This is a genomic window from Actinoplanes missouriensis 431, assembly GCF_000284295.1.
Taxonomy (GTDB): Bacteria; Actinomycetota; Actinomycetes; order Mycobacteriales; family Micromonosporaceae; genus Actinoplanes; species Actinoplanes missouriensis.
Genome location: NC_017093.1, coordinates 2,405,673 through 2,423,791 on the forward strand (window position 1 = coordinate 2,405,673; position 18,119 = coordinate 2,423,791).

General features: G+C 71.5%; 17 protein-coding genes. 11 read left to right on the forward strand and 6 right to left on the reverse strand.

Going from position 1 to position 18,119, the window contains the following annotated elements; genetic code table 11:
• Positions 1-4 precede the first annotated feature (4 nt).
• The 3 genes from AMIS_RS11440 to AMIS_RS11450 all read left to right on the forward strand — a co-directional run bounded on the left by AMIS_RS11440 (position 5) and on the right by AMIS_RS11450 (position 5,884).
• Positions 5-1,480, forward strand: coding sequence for a dihydrolipoyl dehydrogenase family protein (locus AMIS_RS11440; RefSeq protein WP_014442429.1), 1,476 nt, complete (start codon positions 5-7; stop codon positions 1,478-1,480).
• Positions 1,481-1,598: 118 nt separating this feature from the next.
• Positions 1,599-3,185, forward strand: coding sequence for an ABC-F family ATP-binding cassette domain-containing protein (locus AMIS_RS11445; RefSeq protein WP_014442430.1), 1,587 nt, complete (start codon positions 1,599-1,601; stop codon positions 3,183-3,185).
• Between the two features lie 11 nt (positions 3,186-3,196).
• Positions 3,197-5,884 (forward strand): ATP-binding protein, encoded by a 2,688-nt coding sequence (locus AMIS_RS11450; RefSeq protein ID WP_014442431.1) that lies wholly within the window; start codon positions 3,197-3,199, stop codon positions 5,882-5,884.
• On the opposite strand, the gene AMIS_RS11455 is transcribed toward AMIS_RS11450, so the two are convergent.
• A complete protein-coding gene (locus AMIS_RS11455; protein ID WP_014442432.1) occupies positions 5,853-6,332 on the reverse strand; it encodes a universal stress protein in 480 nt (159 codons plus the stop codon). The genes AMIS_RS11450 and AMIS_RS11455 overlap by 32 nt on opposite strands.
• Positions 6,236-7,255 carry a LysR family transcriptional regulator gene (locus AMIS_RS11460; protein WP_014442433.1) on the reverse strand — a complete coding sequence of 340 codons (1,020 nt, stop codon included), beginning with the start codon at positions 7,253-7,255 and terminating at the stop codon, positions 6,236-6,238. The genes AMIS_RS11455 and AMIS_RS11460 overlap by 97 nt, the downstream gene beginning before the upstream one ends.
• 27 nt (positions 7,256-7,282) lie before the next feature.
• On the opposite strand from AMIS_RS11460, the gene AMIS_RS11465 reads away from it, so the two are divergent.
• The 5 genes from AMIS_RS11465 (at position 7,283) to AMIS_RS11485 (ending at position 11,369) form a co-directional block, all read left to right on the forward strand.
• The gene (locus AMIS_RS11465) at positions 7,283-8,260 is read left to right on the forward strand and encodes a DMT family transporter (RefSeq protein WP_014442434.1); all 978 of its coding nucleotides are present in this window, start codon (positions 7,283-7,285) and stop codon (positions 8,258-8,260) included.
• 44 nt (positions 8,261-8,304) lie between these two features.
• Positions 8,305-8,931: a GTP pyrophosphokinase gene (locus tag AMIS_RS11470; RefSeq protein ID WP_083888799.1), complete on the forward strand. Its 627-nt coding sequence runs from the start codon at positions 8,305-8,307 to the stop codon at positions 8,929-8,931.
• A gap of 114 nt (positions 8,932-9,045) precedes the next feature.
• Positions 9,046-9,600: a hypothetical protein gene (locus tag AMIS_RS11475; protein WP_014442436.1), complete on the forward strand. Its 555-nt coding sequence runs from the start codon at positions 9,046-9,048 to the stop codon at positions 9,598-9,600.
• Between the two features lie 129 nt (positions 9,601-9,729).
• A complete protein-coding gene (locus AMIS_RS11480; RefSeq protein ID WP_041829699.1) occupies positions 9,730-10,749 on the forward strand; it encodes an LLM class flavin-dependent oxidoreductase in 1,020 nt (339 codons plus the stop codon).
• A complete protein-coding gene (locus tag AMIS_RS11485) occupies positions 10,749-11,369 on the forward strand; it encodes an NADPH-dependent F420 reductase (protein ID WP_014442438.1) in 621 nt (206 codons plus the stop codon). Before AMIS_RS11480 ends, AMIS_RS11485 begins: the two co-directional genes overlap by 1 nt.
• 11 nt (positions 11,370-11,380) lie before the next feature.
• On the opposite strand, the gene AMIS_RS11490 is transcribed toward AMIS_RS11485, so the two are convergent.
• Complete coding sequence (locus AMIS_RS11490; protein ID WP_014442439.1) at positions 11,381-12,619, reverse strand: MFS transporter; 1,239 nt, start codon at positions 12,617-12,619, stop codon at positions 11,381-11,383.
• 85 nt (positions 12,620-12,704) lie between these two features.
• Here AMIS_RS11490 and AMIS_RS11495 point away from each other — a divergent pair, with 85 nt between their 5' ends.
• Complete coding sequence (locus AMIS_RS11495; protein WP_014442440.1) at positions 12,705-13,169, forward strand: Asp23/Gls24 family envelope stress response protein; 465 nt, start codon at positions 12,705-12,707, stop codon at positions 13,167-13,169.
• On the opposite strand, the gene AMIS_RS11500 is transcribed toward AMIS_RS11495, so the two are convergent.
• The 3 genes from AMIS_RS11500 to AMIS_RS11510 form a co-directional block, all read right to left on the reverse strand.
• A complete protein-coding gene (locus AMIS_RS11500; protein ID WP_014442441.1) occupies positions 13,170-14,189 on the reverse strand; it encodes an SMP-30/gluconolactonase/LRE family protein in 1,020 nt (339 codons plus the stop codon). It lies immediately after the preceding gene.
• A 94-nt stretch (positions 14,190-14,283) separates the two neighbouring features.
• Positions 14,284-16,050: a carbohydrate-binding module family 20 domain-containing protein gene (locus AMIS_RS11505; protein ID WP_014442442.1), complete on the reverse strand. Its 1,767-nt coding sequence runs from the start codon at positions 16,048-16,050 to the stop codon at positions 14,284-14,286.
• A 131-nt stretch (positions 16,051-16,181) separates the two neighbouring features.
• Positions 16,182-16,685, reverse strand: coding sequence for a hypothetical protein (locus AMIS_RS11510; protein ID WP_014442443.1), 504 nt, complete (start codon positions 16,683-16,685; stop codon positions 16,182-16,184).
• Positions 16,686-16,822: 137 nt separating this feature from the next.
• Between AMIS_RS11510 and AMIS_RS40420 the strand changes: the two genes are divergently transcribed.
• Together AMIS_RS40420 and AMIS_RS11520 are read left to right on the forward strand one after the other, a co-directional pair.
• Positions 16,823-17,740: an AzlC family ABC transporter permease gene (locus AMIS_RS40420; RefSeq protein ID WP_083888609.1), complete on the forward strand. Its 918-nt coding sequence runs from the start codon at positions 16,823-16,825 to the stop codon at positions 17,738-17,740.
• Positions 17,737-18,051: an AzlD domain-containing protein gene (locus AMIS_RS11520; RefSeq protein WP_014442445.1), complete on the forward strand. Its 315-nt coding sequence runs from the start codon at positions 17,737-17,739 to the stop codon at positions 18,049-18,051. Before AMIS_RS40420 ends, AMIS_RS11520 begins: the two co-directional genes overlap by 4 nt.
• Positions 18,052-18,119 lie beyond the last annotated feature (68 nt).

Below are 18,119 nucleotides of genomic sequence, written 5' to 3' on the forward strand. Positions count from 1 at the left end.
GGCCATGCGAACTTTCGATGTGGTGGTGATCGGTGCGGGGCCGGGCGGCGAGGTCGCGGCCGGATACCTGGCCCAGGCCGGTCTCAACGTGGCGATCGTGGAGGCGGACAAGGTGGGCGGGGAGTGCTCGTTCTACGCCTGCATCCCGTCCAAGGCCCTGCTCCGGCCCGGTGAGCTCGCTGCACAGGCGAACCGTACGCCCGGCGTGGTGGGCGCGAGACTGGACGTCCCGGCGGTCCTCGCCTACCGCGACGAGCTGATCGGGCATCTCGACGACGCGGGCCAGGTGCCCTGGCTGGAGGAGCGCGGCATCGAGCTGGTCCGGGGCCACGGCCGCCTGATCGGCGAGCGCCGCGTCGCGGTCACCCCGCCAGCCGGCGCGGTCACCCCGCCAGCCGTCGCGGTCACCCAGTCGGCCGTCGCGGTCACCCAGTCGGCCGTCGCGGTCACCCCGCCGGCCGGCGCCTCGCACGACGGCGCGGGGGAGGAGGTCCTGGAGGCTCGGCGGGCGGTGATCCTGGCCGGCGGCACGCGGGCCGCGCTGCCGGCGATCGACGGGCTCGCCGAGGCGAAACCGTGGACCAACCGGGAAGCGGTCACCGCGCAGGAGATCCCGGAGTCGCTGGTCATCATCGGGGCGGGCGTGGTGGGCGTGGAGATGGCGCAGGCCTACACGTCACTCGGCTCCCGGGTGACGCTGATCGGGCGGGTGCTGCCGCGCGAGGAGGTTTTCGCCGGCGAGCAGGTCAGCGCGTCTCTGCGGGATCAGGGTGCGGACGTGCGGGCGGGGGTGCGGGCGGTAGCGGTCAGCCGTACCGGGAAGGAAGTGATCGTCACGCTCAGCGATGGCGCGACGGTGAGCGCGAGTGAGGTCCTGGTCGCGGCCGGCCGGACCCCGCAGAGCGCCGGCCTGGGGCTGGAGGAGCTCGGGATCGCCGCGCGGGGCGCGATCGGTGTGGACGAGCGGATGCGGGTGCCGGGGGCGGACTGGCTCTACGCGATCGGCGACCTGAACGGGCGGGCGCTCTTCACCCACATGGCGAAATATCAGGCGCGGATCGCCGCCTCCGACGTCCTCGGTGACGATCTGGCCGTCGACCATCTCGCCGACGGTCCCGGCGCACCGCGCGTGATCTTCACGGAACCGCAGGTGGCGGCGGTGGGGGTCCCCTCGACGGCGACCTCGCACCGGACGCGGGTGATCGACGTGCCGACGGACGGCAACGCGGGCGGGGCGTTCGCGGGTGGCATCGGCGGGACCGCCCGATTCGTGATCGACGTGGATCGGGACGTGCTGGCCGGGGTGACGATCACCGGGGCGGACGTGGCGGACTTCCTGCAGGCGGCCACCATCGCGATCGTCGGTGAGGTGCCGATCCGGCGGTTGCGGCACGCGGTTCCGGCGTTCCCGACCCGCAGTGAGATCTGGCTGAAGTTCTTCGACGCGCTGGCCGCCGAGGAAACGTCGGGACGGCGCTAAGGTGGATGGCATGGAAGGTGACCTCGACATCTCCGGGTAGATGACCCGACGCGGCCGCCGAGTGCGCGCGGCCCCCTTTGTCGTACCCATCACCTGATCTCTTTCCGAGGGCCTTTCCATGTCTGACGCATTCGTCGTGTGCTCCCACCTGTCCTTTTCCTGGCCGGACGACACCCCGGTCTTCCAGGATCTGTCCTTCTCCGTGCCCGGCGGGCGTACCGGCCTGGTGGCCGCTAACGGCGCCGGCAAGTCCACGCTGCTCAAGCTGATCGCCGGGCAACTGCGCCCGGCAGCCGGCAGCGTCTCGGTTCGTGGCGTACTCGGCTATCTGCCGCAGCACCTGCCGTTCGCGGGTGACCAGACCGTCGCCCAGGTGCTCGGCGCGGACCGGATCCTGGCCGCGCTGCACGCCATCGAGGGCGGCGACGCGAGCGAGGAACACTTCACCACCATCGGCAACGACTGGGACATCGAGGAACGCAGCCGGGCCGAGCTCGACCGGCTCGGCCTCGGTGACGTCGCGCTGGACCGGCGGCTCGGCACCCTCAGCGGCGGCCAGGTGGTCTCCCTCGGTCTCGCCGCCCAGCTGCTGAAACGGCCCGACGTGCTGCTGCTCGACGAGCCGACCAACAACCTGGACTCCGAGGCACGGGACCGGCTCACCGCGGTGCTGCGCTCGTGGGGCGGCTGCCTGCTGCTGGTCAGCCACGACCGGGCGCTGCTCGACGAGGTGGACCGGATCGCCGCTCTCGACGCCGGGGAGATCCGCTGGTACGGCGGGACGTACAGCGAGTACGAGCAGGCGCTGGACGCCGGACGCGAGGTCGCCGAACGGCAGGTCCGCAACGCCGAGCAGGACCTCAAGCGGCAGAAACGCGAGATGCAGCAGGCTCGGGAGCGTGCCGCCAAGCGGGCCTCCACGGCGTCCCGCAACCTCGCCGACGCCGGCCTCGCCCGGATCGTCGCCGGTGGGCTCAAACGCGACGCGCAGGTCTCCGCGGCCAAGACCAACGACGTGCACGCGTCCCGGGTCGCCGAGGCGCAGGCCCGTGCCGACGCGGCCGGTCGCGCCGCCCGGCAGGACGACCGGATCGCGATCGAGCTGCCGGGGACGAACCTGCCGGTCGGGCGCACGATCTTCTCCGGCGAGCGGTTGCAGGCTTCCTACCGGGGCCGGACCATCTTCTCCGACGTCGACCTGCACATCCGCGGGCCGGAGCGGATCGCGCTGACCGGCCCGAACGGCGCCGGCAAGTCGACGCTGCTGCGCCTGATCAAGGACGGTCCGCGGACCGCGTACCTGTCGCAGCGGCTCGACCTGCTCGACGAGGACCGGACGATCGCTGCGAATCTCGCGGCGTTCGCGCCGAACCTGCCCGACGCGGAACGGATGAACCTGCTGGCCCGTTTCCTGTTCCGGGGCGCCCGCGCCCACCTGCCGGTCCGGGTGCTCTCCGGCGGCGAGCGGCTGCGAGCCACGCTGGCCTGCATCCTCTACGCCGAACCGGCGCCGCAGTTGCTGCTGCTCGACGAGCCGACCAACAACCTCGACCTGGTCAGCGTCGGTCAGCTGGAGGCGGCGCTCACGGCGTACCAGGGGGCCTTCGTGGTGGTCAGCCATGACGACCGGTTCCTCGCGGAAATCGGGGTGAGCCGCTGGCTGCGGCTCGCGGACGGTCGCCTGACCGAGGGACAGCCCGTGTAACCTCCGACCACGTGCACGCGGAAAACGAGCTGCGGGGGCGGCGCCGGGAGCGGGAGACGCTCGACCGGTTGCTGCGGGACGTACGAGCCGGACACAGCCGCGTGCTGGTGCTCCGCGGTGAGGCCGGCGCGGGCAAGACCGCGCTGCTGGACTACCTGGCCGGGCGGCCGTCGGCCGGTCGGGTCGTTCGGGCCGCCGGGGTCGAGCCGGAGACGGAGCTGGCCTACTCGGCGCTCCAGCAACTCTGTGCCCCGCTGCTGGAGCACCTCGACCGGCTGCCGGAACCGCAGCGCGCGGCGCTCGCCACCGCGTTCGGGCTCAGCGCCGGCCAGCCGCCGGAGGCCCTGATCGTCGGGCTCGCGGTGCTCGGCCTCCTCGCCGAGGCGGCGTCCGAGCGTCCGCTGGTCGTGGTGGTCGACGACGCGCAGTGGCTGGACCGGATGTCCGAGGTGATCCTCACGTTCGTGGCCCGCCGGCTCGACGCCGAGTCGGTCGCGCTGGTCCTCGCGGCCCGCCCGGCCGACGGGCAGCTGTTCACCGGATTGCCGGAGCTGCAGGTCGACGGGCTGCCCGACGCGGACGCCCGGGCGCTGCTCGACGCGGTGCTGCCCGGTCTCGTCGACACCCAGGTGCGTGACCGGATCATCGCGGAGACCCGGGGCAACCCGCTGGCCCTGCTGGAACTGCCTCGCGAGTTGTCCGCCGCAGAGCTGACGTTCGGGTTCGGCGGCTCCTCCTCGTCGCTGGTGTCCCGGGTGGAGAAAAGCTTCGGACGCCGGATCGCCGCGCTGCCGGACGACACCCGGCGGCTGCTGCTGACCGCCGCGGTCGAGCCGGTCGGCAACGTGGTGCTGCTCTGGCGCGCGCTCGACCGGCTCGGTGTCGGGCCCGGTGCGGCCGAACCCGCCGAGGCGGCCGGGCTGATCGAACTCGGTGCGCGGGCCCGGTTCCGGCACCCGCTGGTGCGCTCGGCCGCCTGGCGGGCCGCCGATCCGGCCGACCTGCGGGCCGTGCACCAGGCTCTCGCCGACGTGACCGACGCTGATCAGGAACCGGATCGGCACGCATGGCATCGGGCGCACGCCACCGCCGGCCCGGACGCGGATGTCGCCGCCGAGCTGGAACGCTCCGCGAGCCGGGCTCTCGCGCGCGGTGGCCGGGCCGCGGCGGCGTCCTTCCTGGAACGGGCCGCGCAGCTCACCCTCGATCCGGTGGCGCGGTCCGCCCGTACCCTCGCCGCCGCGCAGGCCCGATTCGCGTCCGGGGCCTTCGCCCAGGTGGGCGCGCTGCTCGCCGCCGCCGAACTGGGGCCGCTCGACCCGATGCAGCAGGCCACGGCCGAACGGCTGCGGGCCCGTGTCGCGTTCGCCCAGCACACCGGCAGCGCCGCGATCCCGCCGCTGCTCGACGCCGCCGCGCGGCTGACCGCATGGGATCCGGCCGCGGCCCGGGAGACCTACCTGACCGCGATCGGTGCGGCCGTCAACGCCGGCCGGCTCGGCGGGGACGCACTGCCTCGAGCGGTCGCGGCGGCGACAGGTGTTCCGGCCGGCGACGAACCGGCCGGCCGGCTGCTCAGCGGCCTGATCACCTGGCATCGTGACGGCATCGCCGAAGCCGCGCCGCTGCTGATCCGGGCCGCCGGCGCCATCGGGGAGGACCGCGACCTCGACCTGCTCTGGCTCACCGGCATGGTGGTCAACGAGATCTGGGACGACGCCGCGTTCCTGGACCGGACCGAGCGGGCGATCAGCCGGGCGCGGGCCGAGGGAACCTTGTCGCTGCTGCCCACCGCGCTGACCTTCCGGGCGACCGCGCTCACCTACGCCGGCCGGTTCGCCGACGCGGCCGGGCTGCTCGATGAGGCGGGCGCGCTCGCGCAGGCCACCGGGCCGTCACCGCATCCGGCCACCGCGGTGATCCTGGCGGCGCATCGGGGTCGCGCCGAGCCGGCTCTCGAGCTGATCGGCGCGCTCACCGCGGATGCCCGGGCCGGGGGCGCCGGGTGGCTGCTCGGGGTCGCCGAGTACAGCCGGGCGGTGCTGCACAACGGGCTGGGTAACTATCCGGAGGCGCTCGCGGCGGCACGGGTGGCGACCGAGTTCGACGACTTCGCCGTCACGCAGTGGGCGCTGCTCGAGATGGTGGAGGCGGCGGCCCGTACCGGGGAAGAAGGTCTTGCCGCGCAGGCCAGGGACCGGCTCGCCGCGCGCACGGGGGCGGTCAGCACGCCGTGGGCGCGTGGCACCCAGGCCTTGGCGGACGCGCTCACGTCCGGTTCCGAACAGCACTACCGGGACGCCGTGGACGCGCTCGCCGCGACCCGCCTCACCGTGCAGGAGGCTCGGGCGCGGCTGCTCTACGGCGAATGGCTGCGGCGTGAGAACCGGCGCGGCGACGCGCGCGACCAGCTGCGCGCGGCGCATGAGACATTGACGGCCATCGGCGCGGACGGCTTCGCCGACCGCGCCGGCCGGGAGCTTCTGGCGACGGGTGAGACGGTGCGCCGGCGGATTGCCGGGGTACGCGAGGAACTGACCGCCCAGGAGACCCAGATCGCGCGGCTGGCCGCGGCCGGCCGGACGAACCCGGAGATCGGGTCGGCCCTGTTCCTGAGCCCGCGAACGGTCGAGTGGCACCTGCGCAAGATCTTCGCGAAGCTCGGCGTCACGTCCCGCCGCGAATTGACCGCCTCGTAACGACGCTGTCCCCGTTCGGGGATCCTTCGACGACCCGCACCGGGCAGGGGGCGTGCCGCGCCACCCGGCGGCTGACCGAGCCGAAGATCAAACCGGCGAGCCGGTTGCGGCGGTGGGTGCCGACCACCAGCAGTTCGGCGCGCTCGGCGGCGGCGAGCAGTCGGGCGGCCGGACGCCCGACGAGCGTGAGCGGCTCGGCCTCGACCTCCGGGGCGGCGTCGTGCGCGGTGGCGACTCCGGCGGCGGCCACGATGTCGGCGAGCTCGCGGGCCAGCGCGAAGTTGTTCCCGGCGAACTCGGCCAGGGCCGAGGTGCCGCCGTCCCAGTCGAGGACGTGGACGACCTGCAGTGTCAGGTCGCGGCGGACGGCTTCCCGGGCGGCCCACCGGACCGCTTCGTTGCCGGAAGCGGCGCCGTCCGTGCCGACGACGATGGTCGGGGTTCGCATGACTCCTCCTCTGCGGTCTCCCTCATCGTCGTGCGGTCCGGGTCCCGCGGAGCAGAGGACAAAGTCCTCAGCTTTCCGAGGACGGCCCGGACCGGCACCCGGTGCAGCGTCTCCGGCCTGGTCAGCACGTCGATGTCCCGGCCCGCCCGCAGGTCCGCGAGCGGGCGCAGCACCAGCCGCGGATCGGGCACGCTGGTGTATCCGGGCAGCAGCGCCAGCCCGGCGCCGGCCGCGACCATCGCGGCGGCCACGGTGAACTCGTTGATCCGGTGCACGATGGTCAGCGGCCGACCGGCCAGCGCCGCGATCGCGGTGAGCACACCGTGCAGCGGGAAGCCGTCGTGCACGCTGATCCACGGTTCGCCGCCCACGTCGGCAGCGGTCACGCGGGGCCGGCCGGCGAGCGGATGGGCGGCCGGCAGCGCCACGTACAGCGGCTCGTGGACCAGCGGCACCACCGTCACCCGGTCGGCCGGCCAGGGCGGGCTGGACGGCAGCCGGTGCGCGATCACCAGGTCGTAATCGGCCACCAGCGCCGGGAAGTCGGCGTGCGCGACGTCCTCGTCCGAGCAGCGGACGTTCAGGTCCGCGGCGATCAGCGCGGGGAACCAGGCGAGGGCCGCGCTGTGGAACGCCGCGACGCTCACCGGCACGGCCGGATCCTCCAGGTACGCGTCCACGACCCGGTCGGCCCGATCCAGCGCGCTCCAGATCTCCACGGCCGCGGTGGCGAGGGCCCGCCCCGCGCCGGTCAGCACGAGGCGGCGGCCGCGGCGTTCGGTCAGCGGCACCCGCGCGGATCGCTGCAGGACCTTGAGCTGCTGGGACACCGCTGACGGAGTGATGTGCAGGGCCTCGGCGACGGCGGCCACGCTGCCGCGGTCACCGAGCTCGCGCAGCAGGCGCAGGTGGTGCAGATCCATTAGGCATGACTACACCATCCGTTGAGAATGTGCCCCTTGGTCTTCATCGTCATGTGCCGCACGCTGCCAGGTGTGCTGATCGACCTCCCGCTCCTGGCCGTCGCGGTCGTCTGGGGCAGCAGTTACCTGACCGCCAAGGGCCTGACCGTGGCCGGTGGGGTGCTGAGCCTGCTCGCCCTGCGTTACCTGATCTCCGCGCTCGCCATGCTGCCGGTGCTCGCGGTCCGACGCCCGCGCCGGCCGAACCGGCCGGAGATCGCGGTGGGCGTGCTTCTGGGACTCACGCAAGCTTCGGTTCTTGCCCTGGAGACGTACGGGGTGGCGCACACCTCCGCCACCAACGCCGGTGTGCTGATCAGCCTGACGATCCTGCTCACGCCCATGCTCGAAGGCGTCGTCAGCCGCCGCTGGCTGCCACCGGCGTTCTTCCTCGCGGCGGCGGTGGCCGTCGGGGGAGTGGTGCTGCTGGTCGCCGGCCCGGGACTGCGCGCTCCGTCGGCCGGCGACGCGTTGATCCTGGCCGCGGCGGTGGTGCGGGCGGGGCACGTGACGCTCTCCGGGCATCTCGCCCGTGGCCGCGACTACGACACCGTCACGCTGACCACGGTGCAGACGGTCGTCGGGGCGGTGCTGTTCACGGTGGCGGCCGGGCCTGCTCTGGGGACGGCTGTCCACGCGTACCGGGGAAGTGATTGGTGGGGTGTGGTTTTTCTTGCGCTCGGATGCAGCGTCTTTGCGTTCCTCGTGCAGCTGTGGGCCATCCGGCGCACCTCGGCGGCTCGCGCGTCGCTGCTGCTCGGCACCGAGCCGGTGTGGGCGGTCCTGATCGGGGTGGGACTGGGCGGCGAGCGGCTCGGCCCGATCGTGCTGGCCGGAATCGTGCTGGTGCTCGCCGGAACCTGGGCGGGTCAGCGGGTGGAGGCAAACGTGCGCCGCGAGCAGCCGGAAACGATAGGTTCACCGAGGTGGCGACCTCGCGTCCGGGAGCAGACGACGGGCATTTAGTGCCGCGTGGCGCCGGTCCGGTGCCCGAAGTGCTTCATGAGCACATGACCGATCTAGATCATTTCCTGATGGTCTATCGGTTCGGGCTCGCGGAGATCAGGACGAAGCTGGAGATCCTGGCGGAGGAGCTGGCGCATCGGGGGACCGGCAACCCGATCGAGCACATCCGGCCCCGGCTCAAGACGCCGACGAGCATCGCCGCGAAAGCACAGCGCATCGGCTGCCCGCTCACGTACGCGGACTTGCGTCAGCGGATCCGCGACATCGCCGGCATCCGGGTGGTGTGCGGGTTCGTCTCGGACGTCTACACGGTCGCCGAGATGCTGACCCGGCAGCCGGATGTGGATCTCACGCAGACCAAGGACTACATCGCGAAGCCGAAGCCGAACGGGTACCGCAGCCTGCATCTGCTCGTGGAGATCCCGGTCTTCATGTCGGAGCGCGTGGTGTCGGTGCCGGTCGAGGTGCAGCTGCGGACCGTGGCCATGGACTTCTGGGCCAGTCTCGAGCACAAGATCTATTACAAGCACAGCCCGCAGGTGCCGGCGCGGCTGCGGGACGAGCTGACCGCGGCGGCCGAGGACGCGGCGCGGCTCGACGAGCGGATGGAACGCCTGCATCGGGAGATCCATGGGCCTCAGTCATCTCCGCGTCACACGTCTGCAAGTTGATTCACACCTTGCAAGTCCTTGCAATTCGACGGATTCACTTTAGGCTATGCGTGCCTTTGAGGTTCGTTTGAGATTCCTCGGGCGACAAATCCGCATTCGTGGTTCAGGAGTGCTATGCGTCTGATCAGCAAGTTCTTGCTCGCGATGCTCGTCGGCCTCGCCGGCGTGCTCGCCGTGACCACCCCGGCCAGCGCCTCACCGCCTCCGCCGACCCAGCTCGGCGGACTCGACATCGGCGCCTACTGCCGTTCCATCGGGTACGCCGATGCGGCGCTCACCGGCACGACCGCGTACGACTGGCACTGCGTCGCCGGCGGACGACAGGGTGACCTGGCGTTCGACGCGGCCTGCCGCTGGCAGTACGGCAACGAGCACGTGGTCGACCGGATCGACGACTTCTACGACCCGACGTCGGTGTCGTGCTGGGCGGTGCAGCCGGACGTGGTCACGCCGGACTTCGAGAAGTACTGCACCGGCAAGGGGTACAGCGGGTCCGCACTGCTCGGGACGACGGTCTACGACTGGCACTGTGTGCGGTACGGCCGGGCCGGGCCGACCTACTACGACATCGATGTGCCGGCTGCCTGTGCCGAGCTGACCCATGGGTATGCGCGGTTGGACCGTTTCGCGAACTTCTACGACGCCACGACGTGGCAGTGCCGGGTCTGATCTTCTGATCCCTCCGGTGGCCGGCCGGTCCCGCGGGGCCGGCCGGCTCACATCCGGGAATGAACCATCGCCAGCAGTAGTTGACGTGTCCATCACCTTGATTGACATATCAATTACCTGGAGGCAGTGATGATTCTCGGACTCGACACCTTCGGCGACGTGCCGCAGGACGACTCCGGCGCGCTCGTCACCCACGCCGCCGCGATCCGGCAGGTCGTCGACGAGGCGGTCCTCGCCGACGAACTCGGCGTGGACGCGATAGCCCTCGGCGAACACCACCGGCCGGAATACTCGATCTCCACGCCGGAGACCGTCCTCGCCGGCATCGCCGCCCGCACCTCGCGGATCACACTCGCCTCCGGCGTGACGGTGCTCAGCTCCGACGACCCGGTGCGCGTCTTCCAGCGCTTCGCCACCGTCGACGCGATCTCCGGCGGCCGCGCCGAAGTGATCCTCGGCCGCGGTTCGTTCACCGAGTCGTTCCCGCTGTTCGGCTACGACATGAGCCAGTACGAAGTCCTCTTCGAGGAGAAACTCGACCTGTTCGTCAAGCTCCTGGACGAGCAGCCGGTGACCTGGAACGGTCAGACCCGTCCGGCGCTGGTGGACGCCGACGTGTTCCCCAAGACCGAATCCGGCCGGCTCTCCACGTGGGTGGGCGTCGGCGGCTCACCCCAGTCGGTGGTCCGCACCGCCCGGCACGGACTGCCGCTCATGCTCGCGATCATCGGCGGGCAGCCGGAGCGGTTCGCGCCGTACATCGACCTGTACCAGCGTGCCGCCGAGCAGCTCGGCACCGTCGCGCATCCGGTCGGCATGCACTCGCCGGGCTTCATCGCCGACACCGACGAGCAGGCCAAGGAGATCTTCTACCCGCACTACAAGGTGCAGCGGGACCGGATCGGCGCGCTGCGCGGATGGCCGCCGCTGCGCAAAGCCGAGTTCGACGCCGAGGTCGAGCACGGATCGCTCTACATCGGCTCCCCGGAAACCGTCGCCCGCAAGATTGCGCGGGGTGCGGGTGCGCTCGGCGTCGGACGCTTTGATCTCATCTACACCGCGGGAGCGCAGCCGGCCAGTGCCCGGATGCGCGCGGTGGAATTGTTCGGCGCGAAGGTCGCTCCGATGGTGCGGGAGATGATGGCGTAATGGCCACGATAGGCATTCTCGGTGCGGGAAAACTCGGCACCGTGCTGGCGCGGCTGGCCGTGGCCGCCGGCTATGACGTGCTGGTGGCCGGATCCGGCGATCCGGCGAAGATTCGCCTGATCGTCGAGGTGCTGATCCCGGGCGCGCGCGCCGTTTCCGCCGTCGAGGCGGCGGCCGGGGCGGACATCGTGGTGCTCGCCCTGCCGCTCGGGAAATACCAGTCGGTGCCGGTTGCGGAACTGCGCGGAAAACTGGTCGTGGACGCGATGAACTACTGGTGGGAGGTCGACGGGATCCGCGACGATCTGGGATCCTCCAGCGAGCTGGTGCAGGCGTTCCTGCCGGAATCCCGGGTGGTCAAGGGGTTCAACCACATGGGCTATCACGATCTCGAGGCGGAGGCGCGTCCGGCGGGCTCGCCCGGTCGCAAAGCCATCGCCATCGCGGGGGATTCGGCGGACGACCTCGCCGCTACCGCGGCATTGGTCGATTCCCTCGGTTTCGACGCGGTGATTGCCGGGTCTCTTCCCTCGGGGGTACGCATGGAGCCCGGCACCGAGTTGTTCGGCGCCAACGTGACCGCTCCTGAGGTGGAGTCGCTGCTCGCCCGGGTGTCGTAAAGGGGTGGGAGCTAAAGCTGGGGGCTGCGGGGCACACGGGTGTGGGCGGCTGCCGCGCCTGCGGTGATCTGCAGTAGGGCGAATGCTGCCACCAGGAACAGGGACGCCGTCCAGTTGCCCGTCTGTTCGGCCAGGAGGCCGGCCAGGAAGGGGCCCGAGGCTGCCAGGAGGTAGCCGAGTGACTGGGCCATTCCGGACAGTCGGGTGGTTTCGGCGTGGTCCCGGCCGCCCAGGCTGATCAGTGTGAGGGCGGTGACCAGGGCTGCGCCCTGGCCCAGTCCGGCTATCGCCGCCCACAGGACGGCCAGGGCCGGCGCGGTGAGCAGGCCGATGATCGCCAGCAGGACCGGGAGGCTTGCCACGACCGCGCCGAGGGAGCGGTGACGGGGGTGGCGGAGCAGGAACGGGATGGTCAGGCCGCCGATGATGCCCATGCCCTGGAAGAGGAAGAGGTGCAGGCCGGCGGTTCGTTCGGAGACGCCACCGTCGATCTCGACGGTGGGCAGCCAGGTGACGAGCACGTAGAACGTCGTCGATTGCAGGCCCATGAAGGCCGTGATCAGCCAGGCGCGCGGCTGCCGCCAGACGCTGACGCCGGCCAAAGCCGCCGCGCCCGCCTCCGCCGCAGCGCTGTCCGCCCCTGCCGCGCCTGCCTCCGCCGCGCCCGCCTGCCCCGCGCCTGCCCCTGCCGGGCCCGTCGCCGCCGCCCTCGCCGCCGCTGTGCGGGGGCGGGTGCGGGGTAGCCAGATTGCCGCTATCAGCAGGGCGAGCAGCGACCACACGCTCAGCGCCAACCGCCAGGAGGCCAGCCCGGCGATCGGCACGGCGAGGGCGGAAGCGGTTGCGGCGGCGAGGGTGATGCACGCGGTGTAGTAGCCGGTGGCCCGTGAGACGTTCGCGGCGTAGTCCCGTTTCACGATCACCGGGACGAGCACGTTCCCGACCGCGATGGCGCAGCCGATCACGACGGTGCCGACCCAGAGCCCACCATCTCCGGCGTACGACCGGACGACTCCCCCGGCAGCGAGGACCAGCAGTGCGACGAGCACCGCGCGTTCCGTACCCAGTCGGCGGGCCAGCCGATGCACCTGGGGTGACACCAGTGCGAACGCGAGCAGCGGCAGCGCGCCGAGCAGGCCCTGCGCGGCCTCACCGAGATGCTCGTCGACGCTGATCTGCGGCAACAGCGGCCCGACCGCCGTGATCGCCGGCCGGAGGCAGAGGGCGACGAGGAACACGGCCGCAGTCATCACGATCACTTTCTACACCCACTACGGGCCGAAATGGATCTAGTAGGCTCACGTCGCTTCGGCCGGCACCAGGTTAGGGACGTTCATGAACGACGACGGCGAGTTTCGCGCGGACCGTACCCAGGAGATTTTTCTGCCTGCCGTGGTCCCGGCCGTTCCGCCGCAGCGCGGAGGCGCGGAGGTCGTGGAGGTCGCGGCCTACCGCGGGCAGACGCACTTCGAGCGTGAGGTGGTCGAGAAGCTCGCGTCGGCGGCGGCCCGGTCGGTGCCCGGTGTGGCGGAGCTCGGCGGTGACGTGGCGCGGTTCTTCAACCGGGTGCTCGACGGGATCGGCCTGGACAAGGTCGGCGACGCCACGCGCGGCGTCTCGGCCCGGGTGAACGGTCTCGACGTGGACATCACGGTGGTGCTGGTGATTGCGGCGGGCGAGGTGGTGGCCGAGGTGACCGCCGCCGTGCGGACCGCGGTGATCGAGGCGGTGGAGAACTACGGGCTTCACGTGAGCAACGTCGACGTCAAGGTTGACGACATCCGCCTGCACAACGAGTGATCACGAGCGTCGCCGCCGCGCGATGAGCAGACCCGTGACCCCGCCGGCGACGATCATCGCGAGGCCGGCCGCAACGGCGCCGACGGGGAAGCTGGCGGCGACCGGCGAGGGGGCGGCAGCTGAAGGCGCAACCGAGGGTGACGGCGACGGTGACGGCGCGATCGACGGAGCCGACGCCGGCGTCGATAGTGGATAGCTCAGGATCGGCACATCCCGCCCCTCGGAGACGGTGAGCAGCGCGGATCCGTCAGCGCTGTAGGCGATCGACTCGCCCTGCGGCTCGTCCGGCAGGGCGGTGGTCCGGGCGCTGCCACCTGTCAGGGCCTTCACCACGTCACCCTCAGTGACTTCAAATTCAAATGCGTCACTGTACGTACGGAGTGCCACCCGTGTTCCATCCGGACTGGCCGCGGCTCCCGTGATCACCAGACGGCCGGCGAAGCCGAACGGGTTGCTCGTCGCCGTCACCGGGATGGGCACGTCACCTGCACGCTTCATCGGCGTCGTCCCATCGGCCCGCAGCGGCTCCGCCGGCACATAGACCCCGGCCGTCACCGGGTCCTTGGTGATCACCACGGGGGTGCCGTCGCCGGAGACGAGCAGCGCCTCGGCGTCGCGGGCGCCGTCCGGATAGGAGAGCCGGAACAGTGCCGGTTTCCGCGCGCCGGGGGCGAGCCGCCACAGCCCGATCGTCTCCCGGCTGTTGCCGTTGTCGCCGATGTCCCCGACCCAGATCGTCCCGTCCGCGGCGCGCGCCAGATCCTCGGTGTCGCGGGGCCGGGACGGATAGGCGACGGTACGCGTCACCTTGCACCGCTTGTTCAGGAAGAAGATGCGCCGCCCGTCCGGGTCGTCCGCGCCGTCGTTGACCACCACGTATCCGTCACCGTCAGCGACCAGCCCGGAGATCTCGTTGAGCCGGTCGTCGGTGATGCGGCACACGGTCCGCGGTGATTCCGCGGCCGCCGCCACGGGGATGAACGAGGTCGCGAGCAGGGCGGCCACGGCTGGTAACACCATGCGTGCACAGTAACGGCCGGGCACCACGGCATCGGCGGGAACCGGGACCGGCGGGTATGGGCAGCCGCCGGTCCCGGTTCCCGTACCGGATGGGTCAGTTGCGCCAGGTGTCGCTGAGGGTGACCGAACCGCTTGCCGGGACGGTCGCCGTGCGGTTGCCGCCGGACTCCCACGTGACGCTGCCGTCGGCGTTCTTGCGCAGGTACTTGTACTCGAAGCTGGTGCCCGCCGGTAGCGTGACCGTGCCCTTCCAGACCGGGTAGGACGCCGAGGAGAGCGCGACGGCGCTCGCCGGGGCCCAGTTGCCGAGCGCGGCCTGGTTGCCGACCACGAAGATGTTCTGTCCGAGAGTGGTCGTCGCGGTCACGCCAAAGCTCGCGCCGGAGCCGGCCGGGGGATTCGTGGTGGTGCCGGTGGTGGGCGTGACGCCACCTGTCGCCCCGACGTAGAGCGCCACCGCCTCACCGGCCGGGATCGTCGCCGTGAACTGGCCCGATGTGTTGACCGTGTACGTGGTTCCGGTGCACCCGCCGCCGGCAACCGGGTCGCCGTGCTGCACGTCGCAGTAGGTCCCGGCCGGCAGCGAGGTCTGGAAGGTACGCGTCAGCGAGTTGCCCTCGTGGTTGATCGCGACATAGCCCTTGCTGCCGCGTCCGAAAGCGATCTGGTCGCCGCCGTTGCTCCACCAGTTGGTGACGGCCGTTCCGGAGACCCCGTTGCGGAAGCCGACCATGTTGCCGATCTGCCGCCAGGCGTGCTGACATTTCCATCCGTCGCTGTAACAGGCGTTGACCGTGCCGCCGTTCGGCGGTCCCGCGTCGTGGTCGCTGAACTCGTAACCGGAGTTGACGTCGGGTGCGCCGTAGGGCCAGGCGAGCGCGAACACCTGGGCAAGCGTGTACGCGGAGCCGTTCTTGTAACTCAGCGTGTCGCCGCCGCGCTCGGTGTCGTGGTTGTCGACGAAGACTGCTGCCTGGTTGCTCGGCAGGTAGCCCCACGAGGCGCCGAAGTTCGACAGGTAGGCGAGGTTCTCGCTCAGGAAGATCCGCTTGAGGTCGCGGGCGTAGCGGAACTCCTGGACGTCGCCGGTGCCGGTGTACTCCGTCGGCTGGACCGCCTCGCCGGCCCCGAAGATGACCTCCTGCTTCCAGTACGCGCCGGTGTTGCTCAGCTTCGCCTTGATGCCGGACAGATCGGAAGCGGACATGTGTTTCGCCGCGTCGATCCGGAAGCCGTCCACGCCGAGCGACGCGAGGTCGTTCATGTAGCCGGCGATCTTGCCGCGCACGTAGTCGCTGCCGGTGTTCAGGTCGGAGAGGTTGACCAGCTCGCAGTCCTGGACGTTGGAGCGGTTGGTGTAGTCGCTGATCGCGGTCCGGCAGGAGTGGAAGTCGGCGTCGGAGTAGTAGCCGGGGTAGTTGTACTTGCTGTAGCCGGTCCCGCCGGTGCCGGTTCCGGAACCCGCGCTCATGTGGTTGATCACGGTGTCGGCGACGACCTTCACGCCCGCGGCGTGACAGGTGCTGACCATGGAGGCGAACGCGTTCCGGTCACCCAGGCGACCGGCGATCCGGTACGAGACCGGCTGGTACGACGTCCACCACTGGCTGCCCTGAATGTGCTCCTGCGGGGGCGAGACCTGGACGTATCCGTATCCGAGCGGGCCGAGACGGTTGGTGCACTCACGGGCGACCGAGGCGAACGACCACTCGAACATCACGGCGGTGACGTCCTTGCTGCCGGGCGGCGCGGCGAGCGCGTCCGGGCCGGTGATGATCGAGCTGAGGCCGAACCCGCCGAGTCCGACGGCCAGGGTGGTGGCGGCGAGGGCGGTGGTGAGACGGCTGCGGCGACGGGTCATGGGGGATCTCCTGCGGGGGATGGGGGATGTCTTGCTGCAACAGGAGTGAAACTTTCTGAAAATCTTTGCGACAAAAATAGGGGCCGGTCACTGTCTCGTCAAGACGGTGACCGGCCCCCGGCGTGGGCGGCTCAGGAGCGTTTGTCCTTGCGGGCCTGCTGCCGGGCGTTCGTCGCTCGGGTCGACGCGGCGCGTTTGCGCAGGTCGGGGGAGTTCGGGCGCTTGTCGGTGCGCTGCGGGGCGACCTTCTTCTGCTTCGCCTTTTGCGGCTTCTGCCGCGGTTTCGGTGCCGGCGGCGGCGGTTCGGCCTTCAATCGCTCCACCTCGTACGCCTCGGCGCTCGCCCTCGCCAGCACCGCGAGCTGCTGGCTCACCGCCGCGAGCAGTCCCTCGAACACCTCGGCCTTCGCCCGGCGCCGGGCGTTCTGCGCGTGTGCCTTGCCCCGGCCGCCGGCCTCCCCGACCCGGTCGGCGGCCCGTCGCCGGTACGCCTTCACGTACTTGTTCCGCGCTCGCCGCACCCGGTTGTGCAGCTCGATCAGGGCGTCCTCGTCCAGCGTGGCGATCCGATCCGGATCGGTCTCGCGGACCAGGGCCAGTTCGGTTTCGGTCAGTGATCCCAGCAGCGCGTCCATGCCAGGACGCTAGGAGCGCTTTCGCCCGGTCCGCCTCATCCACCAGGGGTGAGATGCGCCGGCCCCGATGAGACCGGCCGGCCGGGCGGCTCCCGTCCCGGGATGCGGATCCCGGCGCTCACAGTACGGTCGGGGGAGTGGATACCGCGCGACAGCGTTTCGTCGGAGGGATGCGGGTCGGCGCCGGCCTGGCCGCTGCGGGGTTCGTGCTGGCGATCACGTTCGGGGCCACGGCTCATGACCAGGGCTGGAGCCCACTCGCCGCGATCGTGGCCTCCGTGCTCATCTTCTCCGGTTCGGCGCAGTTCGCGCTGCTCGCGGCCCTGGCCGGCGGCGGGGGAATCGGGCCGGCGATCGGCGCGGCGCTGCTGATCAACGGGCGGTTCCTGCCGATGGGGCTCGCGGTCGGTCCGAGCCTGTCCGGCGGGCGGTTCCGGCGGGCTCTCCAGGGGCAGGCCGTCGTGGACGGCTCGTGGGTGGCCGCGCACCTGGGCGGCGGCCGGTTCGACCGCCGGCGGTTGTTCGGCGCGACGATCGTGCAGTGGCCGGCGTGGGTGGCCGGCACGGTCCTCGGGGTGCTCGCCGCGCCCTCACCCGGCCTGGTCGAGCGGCTCGGTCTGGACGTGGTGTTCTCGGCGTTCTTCCTGGTCCTGCTCCTGGACGAGCTCCGCGCCGAGCACCGGGCCCACCGAGCGAACCGAAGCCGCGCGGCGGCGCCGGACGGCGGCGGCTCGGCGTCGAGCCGCGGCGGGCCGGGAGCGGCGTCAGGCGGGTCGGGAGCGGCGTCAGGCGGGCCGGGACTTGCTCATGGGGCGCTGTTCGCGGCGGGGATCGGCGGGGCGGTGGCGGCCGGGCTGCTCTGGTGGGTGCCGGCCGGTGTCGCGCTGGTCGGCGCCACGGCGGGCGCGCTCGTCGGGCTGCGCAGCCGGACACCCGCCGCGCGCTCGCAGGAGGGCCGTGCCGCGGCGAGCGTGGAGGGCGGGCGGGCGGCGAGCGTGGAGGGCGGGGCGAGGAGTGGGGGAGATGGCGTTTCTCCGGGGGAGGGGCGGCCGTGACGTTGTGGCTGGCGATCGTCGCGGTGGCGGCGGGGAGTTTCGCTGTGAAAGCGGCCGGGCCGGCCCTCCTCGGGGACCGGGAGCTGCCGTGGTGGAGCGTCGGCGTGATCGCGCTTCTCGCGCCCGCTCTGCTCGCCGGGCTGATCGTCGTGGAGATGCTGGGACGGCGCTGGGCCGACGTGGACTGGGTCGTCCTCGCCGCCCTCGCCGCCGTGGTCGGCGCCCGCCTGGCGAAGGTTCCGCTGCTGCTCGCCGTGCTGATCGGGGTGCTCACCGCGGCCGGCCTGCGCGCGCTGACCGGTGGATCTTAAAACCTATTAGACCGATAGGCAATGTGCGCTTACGGACATTGACTGTCCTGGTTGTAAGGATCGACGAT

Coding starts and splice junctions, on each gene's coding strand:
- AMIS_RS11440 (WP_014442429.1), top strand. CDS start 5: ATGCGAACTTTCGATGTGGTGGTGATCGGTGCGGGGCCGGGCGGCGAG.
- AMIS_RS11445 (WP_014442430.1), top strand. CDS start 1,599: ATGTCTGACGCATTCGTCGTGTGCTCCCACCTGTCCTTTTCCTGGCCG.
- AMIS_RS11455 (WP_014442432.1), bottom strand. CDS start 6,332: ATGCGAACCCCGACCATCGTCGTCGGCACGGACGGCGCCGCTTCCGGC.
- AMIS_RS11460 (WP_014442433.1), bottom strand. CDS start 7,255: ATGGATCTGCACCACCTGCGCCTGCTGCGCGAGCTCGGTGACCGCGGC.
- AMIS_RS11465 (WP_014442434.1), top strand. CDS start 7,283: ATGTGCCCCTTGGTCTTCATCGTCATGTGCCGCACGCTGCCAGGTGTG.
- AMIS_RS11470 (WP_083888799.1), top strand. CDS start 8,305: ATGACCGATCTAGATCATTTCCTGATGGTCTATCGGTTCGGGCTCGCG.
- AMIS_RS11475 (WP_014442436.1), top strand. CDS start 9,046: ATGCGTCTGATCAGCAAGTTCTTGCTCGCGATGCTCGTCGGCCTCGCC.
- AMIS_RS11480 (WP_041829699.1), top strand. CDS start 9,730: ATGATTCTCGGACTCGACACCTTCGGCGACGTGCCGCAGGACGACTCC.
- AMIS_RS11485 (WP_014442438.1), top strand. CDS start 10,749: ATGGCCACGATAGGCATTCTCGGTGCGGGAAAACTCGGCACCGTGCTG.
- AMIS_RS11490 (WP_014442439.1), bottom strand. CDS start 12,619: ATGACTGCGGCCGTGTTCCTCGTCGCCCTCTGCCTCCGGCCGGCGATC.
- AMIS_RS11495 (WP_014442440.1), top strand. CDS start 12,705: ATGAACGACGACGGCGAGTTTCGCGCGGACCGTACCCAGGAGATTTTT.
- AMIS_RS11500 (WP_014442441.1), bottom strand. CDS start 14,189: ATGGTGTTACCAGCCGTGGCCGCCCTGCTCGCGACCTCGTTCATCCCC.
- AMIS_RS11505 (WP_014442442.1), bottom strand. CDS start 16,050: ATGACCCGTCGCCGCAGCCGTCTCACCACCGCCCTCGCCGCCACCACC.
- AMIS_RS11510 (WP_014442443.1), bottom strand. CDS start 16,685: ATGGACGCGCTGCTGGGATCACTGACCGAAACCGAACTGGCCCTGGTC.